Consider the following 19,048-nt stretch of genomic DNA (forward strand, 5'->3'; position numbering starts at 1 on the left):
GCGGCGGCGCCGTCGCTTGCCGGCGAGGCACCGTCGTCGTGGCCCGGGGCGGTCATTGCTTGCTCCCGGCCTTGTCTGCCGCCTTGCCGGCTGCGGCTACCGTCTTCGCCTTCGGATCGGCGATCACCTGCACTGCGGTGCCATCGCGCAGCGCGACCTTGCCGGCGGTGACCACCTGATCACCGGCCGCCAGGCCATCACGGATCTCCACCCACGGGCCCTCGGCATAACCCAGCTTGACCGGTACGCGTGCGACCTTGCCTTCGCGCACCCGGAACACCGCCGGCTCACCGTCGTCGAGCAGCGCCAGGCGCGGCACCACGAGCGCATCGGCACGCTGGTCGTAATCGATGCGGATGCGGCCGAACATGCCGGGCTGCAGCGCGTGGGCAGCGCCATCGAAGGCGCTGACCACGCGAAACGTGCCGCTGCCCGAATCCACCACCGGCGCGATGCGGTCAACGGTGCCGGTGAAGCTCTGCCCCTGCAGCGCATCGGCGGCCAGCGTCACCGGCTGGCCGGCACGCAGCGTGGCCAGTTCGCGCTCGGGCACGTTCAGGGTGGCTTCCAGCCGCGAGTTGTCGACGATGCGGAAGATCGGCGTATTGATCTGCACGAAGTTGCCGGTCTTGATCGAGCGCGAGGCGATCACCCCGGAGATCGGTGCGACCACCGTGGTGTAGGACAGCTCCAGCGTAGCCAGGCGGTACTGCGCGCGGACGTTTTCGAGGTCGTAGCGCAGCTGGTCGACATCGGCGGCGCTGACCATCTGCTGGCCGACCAGCTTCTGGGCGCGCTGGTAGTTGTTTTCCAGCTTGCGCATCTGCGCTTCGCTCTGTGCAACGGCCAGGCGTGCGCGGTCCGGATCCAGCCGCACCAGTGGCTGCCCAGCGGTGACCCGCTGGCCTTCCTCGACCAGCACCGCCAGTGCCACACCGGAGGTCTTGGCGACCACCTGCGATTCGGCGCGCGGCTCCAGTGCGGCGGTGCCGGTGTAGCTGGCCGCGACCGCGCGGTGGCTGGCCACTGCCACCTCGACCGGAACCGCGTCGACCTTCTTCTCCTCCTTGGTCTCGGCCGCCTTGGCTTCGGAATTGGGCCCTGCGGCGCAACCGCCCAGCAGCAGTGAGGTGGAGATCAGCAGTGCGGCAGCGCAGATTCCGCTGCGACGGCCAGACAGGAAGATTGGGTGCGACATCGTCAGGTCCCTGGAGGATGCGTGGACAGGTGTGGTAGCAAAGTAATGCACCACTTCACGGCCACACCATATCCCAAAGGTCATGGTGCCTTCACGCCGCTGGTCGGCCTCCCCCCCATTTCAGCTAGATGAAACCTGAGGCTATACTCGGGTCGTTCCGTACCCCACGCCGGAACGACCAGACCCGAAACCCCGGAAACGACACCATGCGCCCGCAGCCGCTCGCCGCTTGTCTCGCTCTGGCCGTCCTCCTGCCCTTTGGGGCCGCCGCACAGCCCGCTCCTGCTACTGCCACACCCGCTCCGGCCCCGGCTGCCGCCGCCGCGCCGGCGCCTGCCGCGCCCACCGGCAACTTCGACAATGGCCGCGTGCTGGCCTACACCTGCCAGGGGTGCCACGGCATCACCGGCTACAAGAACGCCTACCCCAGCTACCGGGTGCCGAAGATCGGCGGCCAGACCCAGCAGTACCTGGCCCAGGCCCTGACCGAGTACCGCCAGGGCAAGCGCCGGCATCCGACGATGCAGGCGCAGTCGATGAGCTTCAGCGAACAGGAGATCGCCGATCTCTCTGTTTACCTGTCCACCGTCAAGTAAGGCCCGCCCATGTCGAAAGCCGCGCATCCGATGCGTCATGCCATCGCCCTGTCCGTTGCCCTGCTGCTGGCCGCCTGTTCGCAGTCGCAGGTGGAAAACAGCGAGAAATCCGCCGCCGACCCGGGCCATGCCAGCGGCGAACACGGTTCGTCGTCGTCGGCCGGCCTGCCTGCAGGCCGCGAGGCCGCCGGCGAAGCCCGCGCCAAGGTGAAGGGCAAGGCCACCAACCAGAGCTGCATCGACTGCCACGGGGCTGACGGCAACGCGCCGATCGACCCGACCTATCCCAAGCTGGGTGGGCAATATGGCGACTATCTGGCGCATGCCCTGCAGGCCTACCGCGCCGGCGACCGCCAGCACATGCTGATGACGCCGCAGGCGAAGGACCTGAGTGACCAGGACATCGCCGATCTGGCCGCGTATTTCGGCAGCCGGCCGAGCCAGCTGCGGGATCTGCACGGGGTCAAATGACGGCCGGCCCCCGGTAGGTGCGGACCGTCGGTGGGTAGGTGCGGACCGTTGTTCCGCACAGATTCCGGATATCCACGCATGGCGTGGATCTACCGAGCCGAGCGTGGGCTCGGCTCTACATCAATCGGCGCAACCGCTGGCGCCGAGCAACGCTCAGCCTTCCAGCTCTTCCCAGCGCGCGTAAGCGGCATCCAGCTCCGCCTGCACCTTGGCCAGCTGCTGGGTGTGCGCGGTCACTTCGGCGCTGCTGCGGGTGTAGAACGACGGGTCGTTCATCGCCGAGGTCAGTCCTTCGACATCGCCTTCCAGCTTCTCGATGGTCTTCGGCAGCTGCTCCAGTTCGCGCGCTTCCTTGTAAGCCAGCTTGCGCCTGGGCGCTGCAGGCGTCGCAGCGGCGGCCGCAGGTGCGGCAGCCGGCTTGGCGGCCGCCACGACGGCCGGCGCTGGCGCCACGCTGGCCGCATAGCGCTGCCAGTCGCTGTAGCCGCCCACGTACTCACCGATCACGCCATCGCCTTCCATCACCAGCGTGGAGGTCACCACGTTGTCGATGAAGTCACGATCGTGGCTGACCAGCAGCAGCGTGCCGGTGTACTCGCCCAGCAGCTCTTCCAGCAGCTCCAGGGTTTCCACGTCCAGGTCATTGGTCGGTTCGTCCATCACCAGCAGGTTGGACGGCTGCGCGAACAGCTTGGCCAGCAGCAGGCGGTTGCGCTCGCCACCGGACAGGCGGGTGATCGGCGCGCGCGCGCGCTCCGGGGTGAACATGAAGTCCTGCAGGTACGCATGCACGTGCTTGCGCTTGCCGTTGAACTCGAGGAAATCACGGCCTTCGGCCACGTTCTCGATCGCGCTCCAGTCTTCGCGCAGCACCGCGCGGTACTGGTCGAAGTACGCGATCTGCAGATTGGTGCCGGCGTTGACTTCGCCCTTGGCCGGCTGCAGTTCGCCCAGCAGCAGCTTCAGCAGCGTGGTCTTGCCGCTGCCGTTGGGGCCGATCAGGCCGATGCGGTCGCCGCGCATGATGGTGGTGGTGAAGTCGCGGACCATGGTGCGCTCGCCGAAGGCGAACGAAATGTCCTTGACGTCGATGACCTTCTTGCCGGAGCTGACGCCCTGCGCGGCTTCCATCTTGACGTTGCCGCTGAGGTCGCGGCGCTGCGAACGCTCCACGCGCATCGCCTTCAAGCGGCGTACGCGGCCTTCATCGCGGGTGCGACGCGCCTTGATGCCCTGGCGGATCCACACTTCTTCCTGCGCCAGCAGCTTGTCGAAGCGGGCGTTCTCCTGCGCCTGCGCGTTGAGGCGTTCCTCGCGGCGGCGCTCGTAATTGGCCCAGTCGCCTGGCCAGCTGGTGACCTGGCCGCGATCGATCTCGACGATGCGGGTGGCCAGCGCACGCAGGAAGCGGCGGTCATGGGTGACGAACACCACGCTGCCGCTCCAGCCCTTCAGGAACGCTTCGAGCCAGTCGATGGCTTCGATGTCGAGGTGGTTGGTCGGTTCGTCCAGCAGCAGCACGTCGGGGCTGGACACCAGTGCACGGGCCAGCAGCACGCGGCGCTTCATGCCGCCGGACAGGCGGCCGAACTCGGCCTCGCCGTCGAGGTCGAGCTTGGTCAGGGTTTCGCTGACGCGCTGGTCCAAGCCCCAGCCATTGGCGGCGTCGATCTTGGCCTGCACGTTGCCCAGGGCTTCACCGTCGAAGACCTCGGCGTGGCTGAGGTGGTGGAATTCGGCCAGCCACTGGCCCAGTTCGCCCAGGCCATCGGCGACAACGTCGAACACCGAGCCGGCGGCGCCGTGCGGCACCTCCTGCTCCAGGCGTGTGACGCGCACGCCCTGCTGCACGCGGACTTCGCCGTCGTCGGGCTTGTGGTCGCCGGACAGCAGCTTGAGCAGGGTGGATTTGCCGGCGCCGTTGCGGCCGATCAGGGCGATGCGTTCGCCCGGCTCGATCGACAGTTCGGCCTTTTCCAGCAACAACGGGCCGCCGACGCTGAAGTCGACGTTCTGCAGAGTAATCAGAGGCATCCGGATATTGTACGGGTTGGGGGCGTCGGCCGGGTTGCACCCGGCACCCGCAGAGGCAACGGCCGCAGCCAAAGCTCGGTCGCCGCATCCATGCGGCTCACGCCCCCGCAACCGGACCCACCCCGCCTTCGACCATTCCCTGCGATCTGCCGTGACGGCATTCTGCTCTGGTGGGTGTCGACCTTGGTCAACACATGGGAATCTGATGAATTACCCCACCTCCCCCAGCAACGCCTGCAGCCCCGGCAGCCATTGCTTGCCCGGGTGGCGTACCAGCCAGAGGGTGCGCTGCAGGGGCGGCAGTGGGGTCTCGAGTACGCGCAGGCGGCCCAGCGCCAGCGGCTCCTCCAGCGCATGACGGGACAGGCAGGCCACGCCGAGGCCGGCGATCGCGGCCTGCTTGATCGCTTCGGTGTTGCCCAGCTGCAGGGTCTGCGCGAAGCCGCGCAGGTGTGGCAGCAGCGCGTGTTCAACCGCTTCACGGGTGCCAGAGCCGGGTTCACGCAGCAGCCAGCGGGCGCGGCGCAGTTCATCCAGCGACCAGCATGCTGGGGCATCGGCGGCGGCCACGATCACCAGCGGGTCCCGCTGCCAGGCCGTGACCTGCAGGCCGCGTTCGTGGCACGGGCCTTCGATCAGGCCGGCGTCGACGTCCAGGCGTTGCACGGCGGCCACCACGCCTGCGCTGTTGTCGATGCGCAGGTCGACCTCGGCCTGCGGTGCCTGGCGCAGCAGCTCGGCGATGCGCCGCGGCAGCAGATAGTTGCCGATGGTGGTACTGGCCGCCAGCACCAGCCTCAGCGGAGCGCCCTGCGCCGGGTCGCCGCCCGCGGCCAGGTGCCGCTCCAGGTCAGCGGCGTTGACCAGCAGCGTGCGCGCCGGCTCCAGCAACGCCCGGCCGTGGCCGTTCAGGGCCAGGCGGCGGCCGATGCGGTCGAACAGTGGGGTGCCGAAGTGTGCCTCCAGTTCCTGCAGGGCGGCGCTGCTGGCCGACTGCGAGAGCGCGATGGCCTGGCCCGCGGCGGTGGTGCTGCCGTGGTCGGCGATGGCGACGAACACCTGCAGCTGGCGCAAGGTCAGACGCATGGCGATTACCCGCTTGATAGGTAGGTTTCACCCATATTATTTGTTTTACAGGTCGATCGCGCAGGCGCACGCTCGTATTGTCACTTCAGCCCTGCCGTCGCCATGAATGCCCTCGCCCTTTCCTCCTGGTCCCTGTCCGCCCTGCGCCAGCGCTGGCAGCCGCGCCTGCCCGGCCTGCTGCTGGTCGGCCTGATCTCGGCCGCGTCGCTGTACCTGGCCGAGCTGCCCTGGCTGCAGGCACATGGCCTGAGCGCGCTGACCGTGGCGATCGTGGCCGGCATCATGGTCGGCAACACCTTCTATCCGCGCCTGGCGCCGAACAGCGCGGCCGGCGTCGGGTTCTCCAAGCACTGGTTGCTGCGCGCCGGCATCGTGCTGTATGGCCTGCGCCTGACGTTCCAGGACATCGGACATGTCGGCGTCGCCGGTGTGCTGATGGACGTGCTGGTGGTCGCCAGCACCTTCGGCTTGGCCTGCTGGCTGGGCATGCGCGTGTTCAAGATGGAACGCGAGGCGGCGATGCTGATCGGCGCCGGCAGCGCGATCTGCGGCGCGGCAGCGGTGATGGCCGCCGAACCGGTGGTACGCGGGCGCACAGCGCAGGTCACCGTCGCAGTCTCTACGGTGGTCGTGTTCGGAACGCTGGCGATGTTCCTGTACCCGGTGCTGTACACGCTGGTGCAGTCACACGGATGGCTGGCGATGGACGCGCGCCAGTACGGGCTGTTCACCGGCGCGACGGTGCATGAAGTCGCGCAGGTGGTGGCCGCTGGCAGGGCGGTCAATGAAGCGGCGGCTGATACCGCGGTGATCACCAAGATGGTGCGGGTGATGCTGCTGGCGCCGTTCCTGGTCGCGCTGTCGCTATGGCTGGCGCGTGGCGGCAAGGCCAGCACCGACGGCAGCAAGGCGCGCATCGTCGTGCCGTGGTTCGCGTTCGGTTTCGTGGCAGTGGCCGGCTTCAACTCGCTGCACCTGGTACCGGCCGGACTTCAGGCCGGACTGGTGCAGCTGGATACCGTGCTGCTGGCGATGGCAATGGCCGCGCTGGGCCTGACCACCCACGTCTCGGCGCTGCGCCAGGCAGGCCTGAAGCCGCTGCTGCTGGCCTTGATCCTGTTTGCCTGGCTGCTGTTTGGTGGCCTGGCGATTCATCAGGGCGTGCTGGCGGTGCTGGGCTGAGCAAGAGCGAGCCGACCAAGGTCGGTCCCCCATGGACCCCCGCCATGCGTGGAGGAGGGATCCGACCCCACCTCCATTAGGCGGGACCGGCCGCGCGTGCAGGTACAATGCGCCATGACCGACTTTTCGACCCTGCCACTGAGCCCGGCCCTGCAGCCCGGCCTGGATGCTCTCGGCTACACCACTCTCACCCCTGTGCAGGCGCAGAGCCTGCCGGCCATCCTCGATGGCCGCGATGTGATCGCACAGGCGCCGACCGGCAGCGGCAAGACCGCCGCCTTCGGCCTGGGCCTGCTGCAGTCCATCGATCCCAGCCTGATCCGTGTGCAGGCGCTGGTGCTGTGCCCGACCCGCGAACTGGCCGACCAGGTCGGCAAGCAGATCCGCAAGCTGGCCACCGGCATCCCCAACCTGAAGCTGTTGCTGCTGGTGGGCGGCGTGCCGCTGGGCCCGCAGCTGGCGTCGCTGGAAGGCCACGACCCGCACGTGGTGGTCGGCACGCCCGGCCGCGTGCAGGAGCTGGCGCGCAAGCGCGCGCTGAATCTTGGCGCGGTGCGCACGCTGGTGCTGGACGAAGCCGACCGCATGCTCGACATGGGCTTCGAGGAACCGATCCGCGAGATCGCCGGCCGTACCCACAAGGATCGACAGAGCCTGCTGTTCTCGGCCACCTTCCCCGACAGCATCCGTGCCATGGCACGCGACCTGCTGCGCGACGCGGTGGAAGTGACCGTGGAAGGCGCCGACCAGGCACCGGCCATCCGCCATATGTTCTGCGAGGTGGAACCGGCGCACCGGCAGAAGGCGCTGGCCGGCCTGCTGCTGAAATACACGCCCGAATCGGCGGTGGTGTTCTGCAACACCCGCAAGGACGTGGACGAGGTTGCGAATTCGCTGCAGCAGTTCGGTTTCTCGGCGCTGGCCCTGCATGGCGACATGGAGCAGCGCGACCGCGAGGAAGTGCTGCTGTTGCTGGCCAACCGCAGCTGCAACGTGCTGGTCGCCAGCGACGTAGCCGCGCGTGGCCTGGACGTGGAAGAACTGGCAGCGGTGATCAACTACGAACTGCCGACCGACGTGGAGAGCTACCAGCACCGCGTGGGCCGCACCGGTCGTGCCGGTGCCAGTGGCCTGGCGATCAGCCTGGTGGCCGGCCGCGAGAAGACCCGCGCCGAAGCGATCGAAGCACAGATGGGGCAACCGCTGGATTGGCAGAAGACGCCGCTGGCGACCGCGCGCCCGGCCGAGCTGCCGCAGGCGGCGATGCGTACGCTGCGCATCGATGGTGGCAAGACCGACAAGCTGCGCCCAGGTGACATCCTCGGTGCACTGACCGGCGACGCCGGCCTGTCGAGCAAGTTCATCGGCAAGATTGCGATCTTCCCGACCCGCTCCTACGTGGCGATCGCCCGTGAGCAGGCCAACAAGGCCGTGGCCAAGCTGGAAGCCGGCAAGATCAAGGGCCGTCGTTTCCGCGTGCGGATGATGTGATCGGCAAGGTGGGCGCCGGGCCTTGGCCCGGCGCTACCTGCATGCCGTGTGTAGCGCCGGGCCACGCCCGGCGACAGACTCAGAACACCAGTTCGGTGTGCAGCGGCAGGTCCGCTTCCCAGCGCGCACGGCCACCGAGGCCGTCCAGCTCGACCAGTACACCGGCGCCGACCACGTCAACGCCGAGGCGGCGCACCAGCGACAGCGCCGCGACCAGCGTACCGCCGGTGGCCAGCACGTCATCGATGATCGCCACGCGCGCGCCGGCCGACAGTGCATCGGCATGCACCTCGATGCAGTCGCTGCGGTACTCCAGCGTGTATTCCTCGCGCAGCACCTTGCCCGGCAGCTTGCCCGGCTTGCGCACCGGCACGAAGCCCACGCCCAGTTCCAGCGCCATGGCGGCGCCCAGGATGAAACCACGCGATTCGATGCCGACGATGGCGTCCAGCTGCTGCCCGCGCCAGCGGTCGGCCATGGCCGTGATCGCGCCGCGGAAGTCTTCACCGTGGGCGAGCAGCGGCATGATGTCCTTGAACAGGATGCCGGGCTTCGGGAAATCGGCGATATCGCGCAGGCGCGAGGCCCAGGCGGGGACGGCCACGGTGGCGTCGGTCATTGCAGCTACCAGCTTGTATGGCGGCATAGGGTAACCGGTTCGCCCCGGCCCTGCCCGTTCCCGGCACCACCGCGCCGCTGCGTTCCACCCATGGCCTCGCAGCATCACACCAAAATCGCACACCCGTGCGATAATCGCCCTAACCGGTCATTCACCCCGCCTGCGTCATAAGCAGGCAGACGCCTGCCCGCCGCAGCCGCCCGGGATGCCGACGGCCCCCGCCACGCCTGGCGCGCGCGGGGCTTTCCCGCCTCCGCGCGGGTTTTTCGCAATGAGGTTCATGCAACGTGGACGAGACGACGAAAGTTCCGGCCCTGTGCCGTGTGCTGGTGGTCCTGCTCGGCATCCTGGTGACCCTGTTCGGCCTGGCTCTGCTGGTCGGTGGTGTTCGCCTGGTACAGCTGGGGGGCAGTTGGTATTTCCTGCTGATGGGTGCGGTGTCGGCCGTCGCCGGCGTACTGCTGATGATGCGCCGGCCGACCGGTGCGCTGCTGTACGGCATGGCCTTCGTGGCCACGCTGGTGTGGGCGCAGGCAGATGCAGGCTGGGAGTTCTGGCCGCTGGTCTCGCGCTTGGTGATGCCGGCTGTGCTGGCCCTGCTGGTCGCGCTGGCCTGGCCGGTATTGCGCCGCAGCCGTGGCCAGGTCGCCGGCCGTGGCGCCTACGGCGTGGCCACGGTGCTGCTGGTCGGCCTGCTGGGCACGGCCTTCTCCGCCTTCCAACCGCGCCCGGTGCAGACCGCACAGGGCACGACGCCGCCGGTGGTGCCGGTGGCCAAGGGCGCTGAACAGCGCGACTGGATGCACTGGGGCAACACCACCGCCGGCACCCGCTTCGCCGCGCTGGACCAGATCACCCCGGCCAACGTGAAGGAACTGCAGGTCGCTTGGACCGCGCGCACCGGCGACGTGCCGGAAAGCAACGGCTTCGGTGCCGAGGACCAGAACACCCCGCTGCAGATCGGCGACACCCTGTACCTGTGCACCCCGCACAACCAGGTGATCGCCATCGACGCCGACTCCGGCAAGCAGCGCTGGGCCTTCGATCCCAAGGCCACCGCACCGAACTGGCAGCGTTGCCGTGGCTTGGGCTACTTCGATGCGACCACGGCATCGGAAGCCGCAACGACGGCTGCGCCGGCACCCGCGCCGCAGCCGGCCACCGAGACCGCCAGCGCCGGCCCGGCCCTGTGCGAAAAGCGCATCCTGATGACCTCCATCGATGCGCGCCTGTTCGCGCTGGATGCCAAGACCGGCGCGCTGTGCCCGGACTTCGGCAGCAACGGCGTGGTCGACCTGAAGACCGGCATGGGCGAGATCAAGCCCGGCTTCTACACCCTCACCGCCGCGCCGCTGGTGGCGGGCGAGCTGATCGTGGTGGGCGGCCGCGTGGCCGACAACATCGAAGTGGGTGAACCGTCCGGCGTGGTGCGTGCCTACAACGTGCGTACTGGCGCGCTGGCCTGGGTCTGGGATCTGTCCAAGGAAACCCCGGACGTGCCGCTGGATCCGTCGATCCATTACACCCGTGCCACCCCGAACGTGTGGACCTCGATGGCCTACGACCCGCAGCTGGGCCTGGTCTACCTGCCCACCGGCAACACCACGCCGGACCAGTGGGCCGGCGAGCGCACCCCGCAGGATGACAAGTACAGCTCGGCCGTGGTCGCGCTGGACGTCGCCACAGGCAAGGAGCGCTGGGTCTACCAGACCGTGCATCACGATCTGTGGGATTACGATCTGCCGGCGCAGCCGACCCTGACCGACGTGCCAGACGGCAAGGGCGGCACCCTGCCCGCCCTGCTGCAGATCACCAAGGCCGGGCAGATCTTCATGCTCAACCGCGAGACCGGCGTGCCGATCAGCGAAGTGCGCAATATCCCGGCACCGCAGGGCAATGCCGAAGGCGAACGTTATGCCGCGACCCAGCCGCTGTCGGTGGGCCTGCCGCAGATCGGCGCGCAGACGCTGACCGAGTCGGACATGTGGGGTGCGACCCCGATCGACCAGATGCTGTGCCGCATCCAGTTCAAGCAGTTCCGCTACGACGGCATGTACACCCCGCCGGGCGAAGATCTCGCGCTGCAGTGGCCGGGTTCGCTGGGCGGCATGAACTGGGGCAGCGCCTCGGTCGACCCGACCACCGGCTACCTGTTCGTCAATGACATGCGCCTGGGCCTGTGGACCAAGCTGATCCCGCGTGCGCAGATGACCAGCGGCGCCGGTGGCGTGGAAATGGGTGCGGCGTCGCAGACTGGTACACCGTACGGCTCGCTGCGCGACCGCTTCCTGTCCAAGCTGGGCATCCCCTGCCAGAAGCCGCCGTTCGGAACGATGTCGGCGATCAACCTGGCTACCCGCCAGCTGGTCTGGCAGGTGCCGGTGGGTACGGTGAAGGATACCGGGCCGATGGGCATCAAGATGGGCCTGCCGATTCCGATCGGCATGCCGACCCTGGGCGGTTCGCTGGCCACGCAGTCCGGCCTGCTGTTCTTCGCCGGTACGCAGGATTACTACCTGCGCGCTTACGACAGCCGCACCGGTGAGGAAGTGTGGAAGGCCCGCATGCCGGTCGGCAGCCAGGGCACGCCGATGACCTACATCTCGCCGAAAACCGGCCGCCAGTACGTGGTGATTTCCGCCGGTGGCGCACGCCAGTCGCCAGACCGTGGCGACTACGTGATCGCCTACGCGCTGCCCGAGCGCAAGTGACCCATGCCACGCGGTGCAGCCTGCCAGGCTGCGCCGCGTGGGTACCGGTTACCGGTTCCAGCGCTTACCATGCAAGGTCGAACCTGATGAAAGCTGCTGCCATGCCTGCCGTTCCTCCCAGCCGTCGTCCCAAGCGCCCGCCTGCGCCACCGCAGGACCGCGGCCTGGCCCATGAGCTGATGCAGCAGATCCAGGATAATCAGGGGGATCCGGATTTCATGACCTCGCTCGGCCGCGGCCTGGCCGTGCTGAGCGTGTTTTCGCAGCATCCGCGCGAAGTAACCATGTCGCAGATCAGCAGTGACACCGGCATCTCGCGCGCAGCGGTACGGCGCGTGCTGTATACGCTGGAAAAGCTCGGTTACGTCGGCGAACAGGGCCGTGGCTTCGTGCTGCTGCCGCGCGTGCTGGGTATGGGCGGCGCCTATGTCGCCTCGTCGTCGATGACGGCGGCCGCGCAGCCGGTGCTGGATGCCCTGCGCGATGACGTGCACGAATCGTGCTCGCTGGGCGTGCTCGATGGCGATGACATCCTGTATGTTGCCCGCGCGGAAACGGTGCGCATCATGTCCATCGGCCTGCGTGCGGGCAGCCGCCTGCCCGCGTATTGCACCTCGATGGGCCGGGTGCTGCTGGCCGCACTGCCGCGCGACACGCTCGAAGGCTATCTGGAACGCAATCCCTTGCGGCCGCGCACCGAACGCACGGTCACGCGCATGGAGGACTTCCTCGACCTGCTGGAGAAGGTGCGACGCGAAGGCGTCTCGCTGGTCGACCAGGAACTGGAAATCGGCCTGCGTTCGATCGCCGTGCCGGTGCGCTCGCGCAGCGGCGATGTGGTCGGCGCGTTGAACATCGGCACCCAGGCAGGCCGCATCGGCCTGGGGGTGATGCAGACCCAGCTGCTGCCGCGCCTGCGCGATGCCGCGCAGCGGTTGGGCACGTTGTTGAATTGAGGCAACGCCGCCGGGCATGGCCCGGCGGATTCCATATCAGCGCTCGGACGCCTGCTCTTCCAGGATCGGTTTGGCCAGGGCGAACGCGTGGTTGGCCGCCGGTACGCCGCAGTAGATGGCCGCCTGCAGCAGCACTTCCTTGATCTCCTCCGGCGTCACCCCGTTGTTGCGGGCCGCGCGGATGTGCAGCTTGAACTCCTCGTCATGGCCCAGCGCCACCATCATCACGATGGTCAGCAGCGAGCGTGTATGCCGCGGCAGTCCGTCGCGTGTCCACACCGTGCCCCATGCGGTGCGGGTGATGAACTCCTGGAATTCGGTGGTGAATTCGGTGCGTGCCTGCAGCGAACGTTCCACATGCGCGTCGCCCAGCACCTCACGGCGCACCGCCAGCCCGGCTTCGTAGCGTTCCTGTTCGTCCATCGTCTTAACCCTGTTGAGTGATTCAGTGCTGCGCGGAAAGGTGCGCGGCCAGTGCGGCAGTGAACGCCTGCGGGGATTCCAGGTTGCAGATGTGGCGGCCCGCAACGGCGGCATAGCGCCCCTGCGCCACGCCATCGGCGATCGCCTGCAGCTCGGCCGGCACGCAGACCGGATCGTCATCACCGGCAATGGCCAGCAGCGGCACGCCGATGCGTCCCAGCACATCCCGGAAGTCGGCCGTGCCCACGGCATTGCAGCAGCCAGCGTAGCCTTCGACGCTGGTGGCGAGGAAACGCTGCAGGATGTCTTCCACCTGGCTGGCATGGGCCTGTGCGAATCCGGCGGTGAACCAGCGCTCGCGGGTGCCATCCACCAACGGCAGCAGGCCATCGTGCTGGACCTGGGCGATGCGCGCCTGCCAGCCATCCAGCGTGCCGATCTTCGCGGCGGTGGCGGCCACGGTGAGCGTGCGCAGGCGGTTGCCGGCATGCACGCCCAGCCACTGACCGGTCAGGCCCCCGATGGACAAGCCGCAGAAGTGGCTGCGCTCGACGCCCAGGTGATCCCACAGGGCCAGTACATCGGCGCCCAGCTCGGCCACCGTGTACAGCCCCGGCGGCGCGCTGGACTGGCCATGACCACGACGGTCATAGCGCAGGATGCGGTATTGCGAGGCCAGTGCATCCACCTGCGGCTGCCACATGCCCAGGTCGGTGCCCAGCGAATTGCAGAAGGTCAGCCACGGAGCATCGGCGCAGCCCTCGGTCTGGTAATGCAGGCGATGCTGCGGAAGGTCGAGGAAGGGCATGCGTGCTCCAGCGATGAACGTGGGGATCAGACGCGCGCGAGCACGCGGTCGATCCAGGTATCGGCCATGCCGCGCCAGCTGTCGGCGGCGAACAGGGCATCCAGTTGTGCAGCCGACAGCTGCGCGGTGACCTCCGGCGTCTGCGCCAGCACCTCGCGCAGGTGCAGCGACTGCGCCAGCGCCTGCTTGGCCGCCTGTTCCACCAGCGCATGCGCGGCCGGCTTGCCGATGCGCTCACCCAGGGTGATCGCCACGGCTTCGGCGTAGAGCAGGCCGCCATGGCTGTCCAGGTGCTGGCGCATGCGCTCGCGGTCCAGCTGCAGGCCCTGCACCACCACGGTCACCTGGGCCAGGCTGCCGGCGCACAGGCGCACGATCTCCGGCACCGTATCCCACTCGGCATGCCACTGCCCGGCTGCGCGCTCGTGCGGCTGCGGCATCGCGCTGAACAGCGTCGACAGCAGGCCCGGCACCCGCGTTGCGGCAGCAATGGCGGCCACGCAGCCGACCGGGTTGCGCTTGTGCGGCATCGCCGAGGAACCACCCTTGCCCTCGCCCGCCGGCTCGAAGGCTTCAGCTACCTCGGACTGCATCAGCAGCACGATGTCGGTGGCGATCTTGCCCAGGCTGCCGGTCAGCAGTGCGAACACGCTGCCGAACTCGGCGATGCGGTCACGCGCGGTATGCCAGGGCAGCGCCGGCAACGGCAGCTGCAGCTCGGCGGCCAGCGCTTCGGCCACATCCAGCCCACGTGTCTGCAGCGAAGCCAGGGTGCCAGCGGCGCCACCGAACTGCAGGACCAGGATGTCGTCGGCCAGCGCATCCAGACGCCGCTGGCTGCGCTGCAGGGCATCCAGCCAACCGGCCGCCTTCAACCCGAAGGTGACCGGCACGGCCTGCTGCAGTAGCGTGCGCCCGGGCAGGCCGGTGCCGCGCTCGGCCTCGGCCAGCCGCGCCAGGGCGGTACACAGCAGCTGCAGGCGCGCCCGCACGTGGCTGACCGCCGCGCGCAACTGCAGCACCGCGCCGCTGTCGATGATGTCCTGGCTGGTGGCGCCCCAGTGCACCCAGCGCGCGGCCTCGGTATCGCTCGCCTTGACCCGCGCGGTAAGGGCCTTGACCAGCGGAATGGCTGGATTGCCGGCCAGCGCGGTGGCCGCCGACAACGCGGGGATCGCGTACAGATCGGCGCTGCACGCCGCTTCGATCGGGGCCAGCGCAGCGGCGGGGACCACCCCGCACTGCACCTGCGCGCGCGCCAGGGCGCGTTCGACATCCAGCATCGCCTGCAGGCGTGCTTCATCACTGAACACGGAATCGACGACAGGGTCGCCGAACAGACCGCCCAGCAGCGTTGGGGAGTGGCTCATCAGTGCAGTCCATCCTGGGTGGCCACAGCTTACCCGCGCCCGCTGCACGCAGGCGTGGAGTGGCCGGAAGGCGCGTTGGCCGCGCCGCGATCAATAGGCGAAGAACACCGTCTCATCGGGGCCCTGCATGCGCACGTCCCAGTGGTACAGGCCTTTGCCCTGCGCCTGTGCGACCAGGGTGTGGCGGCGCTCGGCGGGCACCAGCGCGAGGATGCCGTCCCCGCCGTTGCTGGCTTCATCACTGAAATAGATGCGGCCACGGGTGGCCTGCAGCAGGCCGCGCATGAACACCAGCACCACCAGGTGCGGTGCCTGCGGCTCGCCACGCAGGCCCGGCACGCGGCCTGGCTTGACGGTGCTGAAGGCGAAGCGGCCCTGGTCGTCGGTGGGCACGCGGCCCCAGCCATCGAAGGCCGGATCGTGGTCATCACGGCGCGGATCCTCGCCATGGGCGTAGATGCCCTGCGCGTCGGCCTGCCAGATTTCCAGCACGGCATCGGATACCGGTACGCCGTTGCCATCGAGCACCTGGCCCTGCACTTCGATGCGCTCGCCCTGCGCGGTGGCCGGGGCGATTTCGGTGCGGTACAGCGGCTCCAGGCCCAAGCGGTAGTACGGGCCCACGGTCTGCCACGGAGTGGATTGGAAACTCATGGTCTTACTCCCAGACGGTCATCTTGCGACCGCGCAGCACGATGTCGAAACGGTAGCCGAGTGCGAATTCGTTGGCGGTGTTCTCCCAGTCGAACGAGGACACCATGCGCTCGCGCGCCTTGGCATCGTCCACGCAGTTGTAGATCGGATCGAACGCCAGCAGCGGATCATTCGGGAAATACATCTGCGTGACCAGGCGCTGGCCGATGCCATCACCATGCAGCGAGAAATGGATGTGCGCCGGGCGCCAGGCGTTGTAATGGTTGCGCCACGGGTACGCACCCGGCTTGATGGTGGTGAACCGGTAGCGGCCTTCGCTGTCGGTCAGCACCTGGCCGGTGCCCTTGAAGTTCGGGTCCAGCGGCGCATCGTGCTGGTCGCCCTTGTGCAGGTAGCGGCCGGCGGCGTTGCACTGCCACACCTCGACCACGGTGTTGCGCACCGGGCGGCCGTTCTCGTCGAGCACGCGGCCGCTGACGATGATGCGCTCGCCCTGCGGCTGGCCGGGAAAACCGGCAGTCAGGTCGGCGGCATGCTCGCCCAGGGTGATGCGGTTGATGCTCGGGCCGGTCACTTCCGAGAGCGTCACCGGGATGGCGATCGGGTCGGTACCCGGGCCACGCAGCGCGGTGGAGGCATACGGCAGGTGGATGCGCGGCGGCTGGCTGCCGGGGTACGGCTTGCGGTAGCCGCGCAGTTCGGTGGGATCGCTCATGGCGTACTCCTTTTGGCGAGCGGCCCGGGGGCCGCGGCTGTCTTGCAGATCATGGATACGGGGGAAGGCTCACACGCGTTCGATCGCCAGCGCCACGCCCTGCCCCACGCCGATGCACATCGTCGCCAGGCCACGGCGGCCACCGCTGGCTTCCAGCTGGCGCAGCAGGGTCAACGCCAGCCGCGCACCGCTCATGCCCAACGGATGGCCCAGGGCGATGGCACCACCATTGGGGTTTACGTGCGCGGCATCGTCGGCCAGGCCGAGCTGGCGCATGCAGGCCAGGCCCTGCGAGGCGAACGCTTCATTCAGTTCGATGGCATCGAAATCGCTGATCGACAGGCCCAGCCGCGCCATCAGTTTCTGGCTGGCCGGCACCGGGCCCATCCCCATGATGGCCGGCTCGACGCCCGCGCTGGCGAAGCCGAGGATGCGCGCGCGCGGGGTCAGCCCCAGCGCCTTCACTTGCGCGCCCGAAGCGAGCAGCAGCGCGGCGGCACCATCGTTGATGCCCGAAGCGTTGCCGGCGGTGACCGTGCCCGGCTGGCGGAACAGCGGCTTCAGCTTGGCCAGCGCCTCGGCGGTGGTGTCGCCGCGCGGGTGTTCATCGCGGTCGACGGTGATGGTCTCGCCGCGCTTGCGGCCCGGTACGTCCACCGCCACGATCTCGCCGTCGAAGAAGCCACGCGCCTGCGCAGCGGCGGTGCGCTGCTGGCTGCGCAGGGCGAACGCATCCTGGTCCTCGCGGTTGATGCGGTAGCGCTCGGCCACGTTCTCGGCGGTCTGCCCCATGGTCTCCACGCCGTGCAGCTCACGCAGGCGCGGGTTGATGAAGCGCCAGCCCATGGTGGTGTCTTCCATCTGCTGGTCGCGGGCGAATGGCGAAGTCGCCTTGCCCATCACGAACGGCGCGCGCGACATCGATTCAACGCCACCGGCGATGGCCAGGCCGAGCTCGCCGGCGGCGATGCCACGGGCCACGGTGCCGATCGCATCCAGGCCCGACCCACACAGGCGGTTGATCGTGCTGCCCGGCACCGTCACCGGCAGGCCGGCCAGCAGCAGGCTCATGCGGGCGACGTTGCGGTTGTCTTCGCCGGCCTGGTTGGCGCAGCCCAGGTAGACATCGTCCACCAGCGCCGGGTCCAGCTGCGGATGGCGCGCCAGCAGCGCCTTCAGCGGGATCGCGCCGAGGTCGTCGGCGCGCACGCCGGACAGCGCGCCGCCGTAACGGCCGATCGGGGTACGGACGCCATCGACGATGTAGGTCTCGTGCAGGCTCATCTCAGGCTCCCTTGGCCAGTGCCAGCGGCAGGCCGGTCAGTTCACGCAGTTGTTCGATCTCCATGCCCTCGACCATTTCCAGCACGGTCGCGCCGTCGGCGCCGAGGTCGAACACCGCCACATCGGTATACACCCGCGACACGCAGCGCAGGCCGGTCAGCGGGTAGCTGCATTCGGCCACCAGCTTGCTCTCACCCTTCTTGGTGAACAGGTCCATCATCACGAAGACCTGCTTGGCACCGATGGCCAGGTCCATCGCGCCGCCCACGGCGGGAATCACGTCGGCCGAACCGGTGCTCCAGTTGGCCAGATCGCCGTGTTCCGACACCTGGAACGCGCCCAGCACGCAGATGTCGAGGTGGCCGCCACGCATCATCGCGAACGAATCGGCATGGTGGAAGTAGCAGCCGCCGGTGAGCAGGGTGACCGGCTGCTTGCCGGCATTGATCAGGTCCAGGTCCTCTTGGCCGGGGGCTGGCGCCGGGCCCATGCCGAGCAGGCCGTTCTCCGACTGCAGGAAGATCTCCTTGTCGGCCGGCAGGAAGTTCGCCACCGTGGTCGGCAGGCCGATGCCCAGGTTGACGTAGGCCCCTTCGGGAATGTCGCGCGCCACGCGCGCAGCCATCTGTTCGCGGCTGAGCTTGTTCATGCCTGCACTCCTTCTGCGGCCACCGGCACCACGCGCTGCACGAAGATGCCCGGGGTCACCACGGCCTCCGGGTCCAGTTCGCCCAGCGCCACCACCTCACGCACCTGCACGATGGCGCAGCGTGCGGCCATCGCCATCAGCGGGCCGAAGTTGCGCGCGGTCTTGCGGTAGACCAGATTGCCCCAACGGTCGCCGCGGTCGGCCTTGATCAGTGCGAAGTCGGCATGCAGCGGGTATTCGAGCACGTAGTGGCGGCCATCGATCTCGCGCGTTTCCTTGCCCTGCGCCAGCTCGGTGCCGTAGCCGGTAGGAGTGAAGATGGCGCCCAGGCCGGAGCCAGCGGCGTGGATGCGCGCGGCCAGATTGCCCTGCGGCACCAGCTCCAGTTCGATCTGGCCAGCGCGGTAGGCGGCATCGAAGTGCTGCGAATCGGCCTGGCGCGGGAACGAGCAGACGATGCGGCGCACGCGCTTGTGCTTGATCAGCGCAGCCAGGCCGGTATCGCCGTTGCCGGCATTGTTGTTGATGATCGCCAGTTCGCGCGCGCCCTGCGCGATCAGCGCATCGATCAGCTCATCGGGCATGCCGGCGGTACCAAAGCCACCGATCATCACGGTGGCGCCATCATGGATATCGGCCACCGCTGCTTCCACGCTGGCCACGGTCTTGTCGATCACTGCATTGCTCCTTGCCCCGTCTGCCGGCGGTCATCGCCGCCACGCTGCAGGGCCACTGCGAAGGGAAAACACGACCCGGACATGGTCGTCACGGCGCCCCGCCCGGTCAATGCGATATTCGGCC

At 68.5% G+C, this 19,048-nt stretch carries 18 protein-coding genes; 6 read left to right on the forward strand and 12 right to left on the reverse strand.

The features are described from left to right. Positions 1-52: 52 nt before the first annotated feature. Positions 53-1,198, reverse strand: coding sequence for an efflux RND transporter periplasmic adaptor subunit (locus tag QZ853_RS19885; RefSeq protein WP_295579121.1), 1,146 nt, complete (start codon positions 1,196-1,198; stop codon positions 53-55). 206 nt (positions 1,199-1,404) lie between these two features. On the opposite strand from QZ853_RS19885, the gene QZ853_RS19890 reads away from it, so the two are divergent. Continuing rightward, positions 1,405-1,794, forward strand: coding sequence for a c-type cytochrome (locus QZ853_RS19890; RefSeq protein ID WP_295579132.1), 390 nt, complete (start codon positions 1,405-1,407; stop codon positions 1,792-1,794). A 9-nt stretch (positions 1,795-1,803) separates the two neighbouring features. Next, positions 1,804-2,265, forward strand: coding sequence for a cytochrome c (locus QZ853_RS19895; protein WP_019661289.1), 462 nt, complete (start codon positions 1,804-1,806; stop codon positions 2,263-2,265). A gap of 153 nt (positions 2,266-2,418) precedes the next feature. On the opposite strand, the gene QZ853_RS19900 is transcribed toward QZ853_RS19895, so the two are convergent. Together QZ853_RS19900 and QZ853_RS19905 are read right to left on the reverse strand one after the other, a co-directional pair. Beyond that, positions 2,419-4,299, reverse strand: a complete 1,881-nt coding sequence (locus QZ853_RS19900) for an ATP-binding cassette domain-containing protein (RefSeq protein ID WP_295579144.1) — start codon at positions 4,297-4,299, stop codon at positions 2,419-2,421. 210 nt (positions 4,300-4,509) lie between these two features. Beyond that, the gene (locus QZ853_RS19905; protein ID WP_295579157.1) at positions 4,510-5,385 is read right to left on the reverse strand and encodes a LysR family transcriptional regulator; all 876 of its coding nucleotides are present in this window, start codon (positions 5,383-5,385) and stop codon (positions 4,510-4,512) included. A 102-nt stretch (positions 5,386-5,487) separates the two neighbouring features. Here QZ853_RS19905 and QZ853_RS19910 point away from each other — a divergent pair, with 102 nt between their 5' ends. Next, positions 5,488-6,567: a YeiH family protein gene (locus QZ853_RS19910; protein ID WP_295579168.1), complete on the forward strand. Its 1,080-nt coding sequence runs from the start codon at positions 5,488-5,490 to the stop codon at positions 6,565-6,567. A 114-nt stretch (positions 6,568-6,681) separates the two neighbouring features. After that, positions 6,682-8,058 carry an ATP-dependent RNA helicase DbpA gene (gene dbpA, locus QZ853_RS19915; protein ID WP_106551413.1) on the forward strand — a complete coding sequence of 459 codons (1,377 nt, stop codon included), beginning with the start codon at positions 6,682-6,684 and terminating at the stop codon, positions 8,056-8,058. 79 nt (positions 8,059-8,137) lie between these two features. Here dbpA and QZ853_RS19920 read toward each other — a convergent pair whose 3' ends face one another. After that, on the reverse strand, positions 8,138-8,677 hold the full coding sequence (locus QZ853_RS19920; protein ID WP_295579173.1) for an adenine phosphoribosyltransferase: 540 nt from the start codon (positions 8,675-8,677) through the stop codon (positions 8,138-8,140). Positions 8,678-8,964: 287 nt separating this feature from the next. Here QZ853_RS19920 and QZ853_RS19925 point away from each other — a divergent pair, with 287 nt between their 5' ends. Then, positions 8,965-11,388 carry a membrane-bound PQQ-dependent dehydrogenase, glucose/quinate/shikimate family gene (locus QZ853_RS19925; RefSeq protein ID WP_295579176.1) on the forward strand — a complete coding sequence of 808 codons (2,424 nt, stop codon included), beginning with the start codon at positions 8,965-8,967 and terminating at the stop codon, positions 11,386-11,388. 101 nt (positions 11,389-11,489) lie between these two features. Further along, on the forward strand, positions 11,490-12,344 hold the full coding sequence (locus tag QZ853_RS19930; RefSeq protein ID WP_295579180.1) for an IclR family transcriptional regulator C-terminal domain-containing protein: 855 nt from the start codon (positions 11,490-11,492) through the stop codon (positions 12,342-12,344). 36 nt (positions 12,345-12,380) lie between these two features. On the opposite strand, the gene pcaC is transcribed toward QZ853_RS19930, so the two are convergent. The 8 genes from pcaC to QZ853_RS19970 form a co-directional block, all read right to left on the reverse strand. Beyond that, complete coding sequence (gene pcaC / locus QZ853_RS19935) at positions 12,381-12,767, reverse strand: 4-carboxymuconolactone decarboxylase (protein ID WP_295579183.1); 387 nt, start codon at positions 12,765-12,767, stop codon at positions 12,381-12,383. A gap of 22 nt (positions 12,768-12,789) precedes the next feature. Further along, positions 12,790-13,575, reverse strand: coding sequence for a 3-oxoadipate enol-lactonase (pcaD, locus tag QZ853_RS19940; RefSeq protein ID WP_295579186.1), 786 nt, complete (start codon positions 13,573-13,575; stop codon positions 12,790-12,792). Positions 13,576-13,601: 26 nt separating this feature from the next. Beyond that, positions 13,602-14,945, reverse strand: coding sequence for a 3-carboxy-cis,cis-muconate cycloisomerase (locus QZ853_RS19945; protein ID WP_295579188.1), 1,344 nt, complete (start codon positions 14,943-14,945; stop codon positions 13,602-13,604). A 90-nt stretch (positions 14,946-15,035) separates the two neighbouring features. Then, positions 15,036-15,599, reverse strand: coding sequence for a protocatechuate 3,4-dioxygenase subunit alpha (gene pcaG / locus QZ853_RS19950; RefSeq protein WP_295579191.1), 564 nt, complete (start codon positions 15,597-15,599; stop codon positions 15,036-15,038). 4 nt (positions 15,600-15,603) lie between these two features. Continuing rightward, the gene (gene pcaH, locus QZ853_RS19955) at positions 15,604-16,314 is read right to left on the reverse strand and encodes a protocatechuate 3,4-dioxygenase subunit beta (RefSeq protein WP_079221590.1); all 711 of its coding nucleotides are present in this window, start codon (positions 16,312-16,314) and stop codon (positions 15,604-15,606) included. A 69-nt stretch (positions 16,315-16,383) separates the two neighbouring features. Further along, positions 16,384-17,592, reverse strand: a complete 1,209-nt coding sequence (gene pcaF / locus QZ853_RS19960) for a 3-oxoadipyl-CoA thiolase (RefSeq protein WP_295579251.1) — start codon at positions 17,590-17,592, stop codon at positions 16,384-16,386. A gap of 7 nt (positions 17,593-17,599) precedes the next feature. Further along, positions 17,600-18,247 carry a 3-oxoacid CoA-transferase subunit B gene (locus tag QZ853_RS19965; RefSeq protein WP_295579194.1) on the reverse strand — a complete coding sequence of 216 codons (648 nt, stop codon included), beginning with the start codon at positions 18,245-18,247 and terminating at the stop codon, positions 17,600-17,602. Continuing rightward, complete coding sequence (locus QZ853_RS19970) at positions 18,244-18,924, reverse strand: 3-oxoacid CoA-transferase subunit A (RefSeq protein WP_295579197.1); 681 nt, start codon at positions 18,922-18,924, stop codon at positions 18,244-18,246. The genes QZ853_RS19965 and QZ853_RS19970 overlap by 4 nt, the downstream gene beginning before the upstream one ends. Positions 18,925-19,048 lie beyond the last annotated feature (124 nt).

It is taken from the genome of uncultured Stenotrophomonas sp., from assembly GCF_913778665.1.
In the GTDB taxonomy this organism is placed as follows: Bacteria; Pseudomonadota; Gammaproteobacteria; order Xanthomonadales; family Xanthomonadaceae; genus Stenotrophomonas.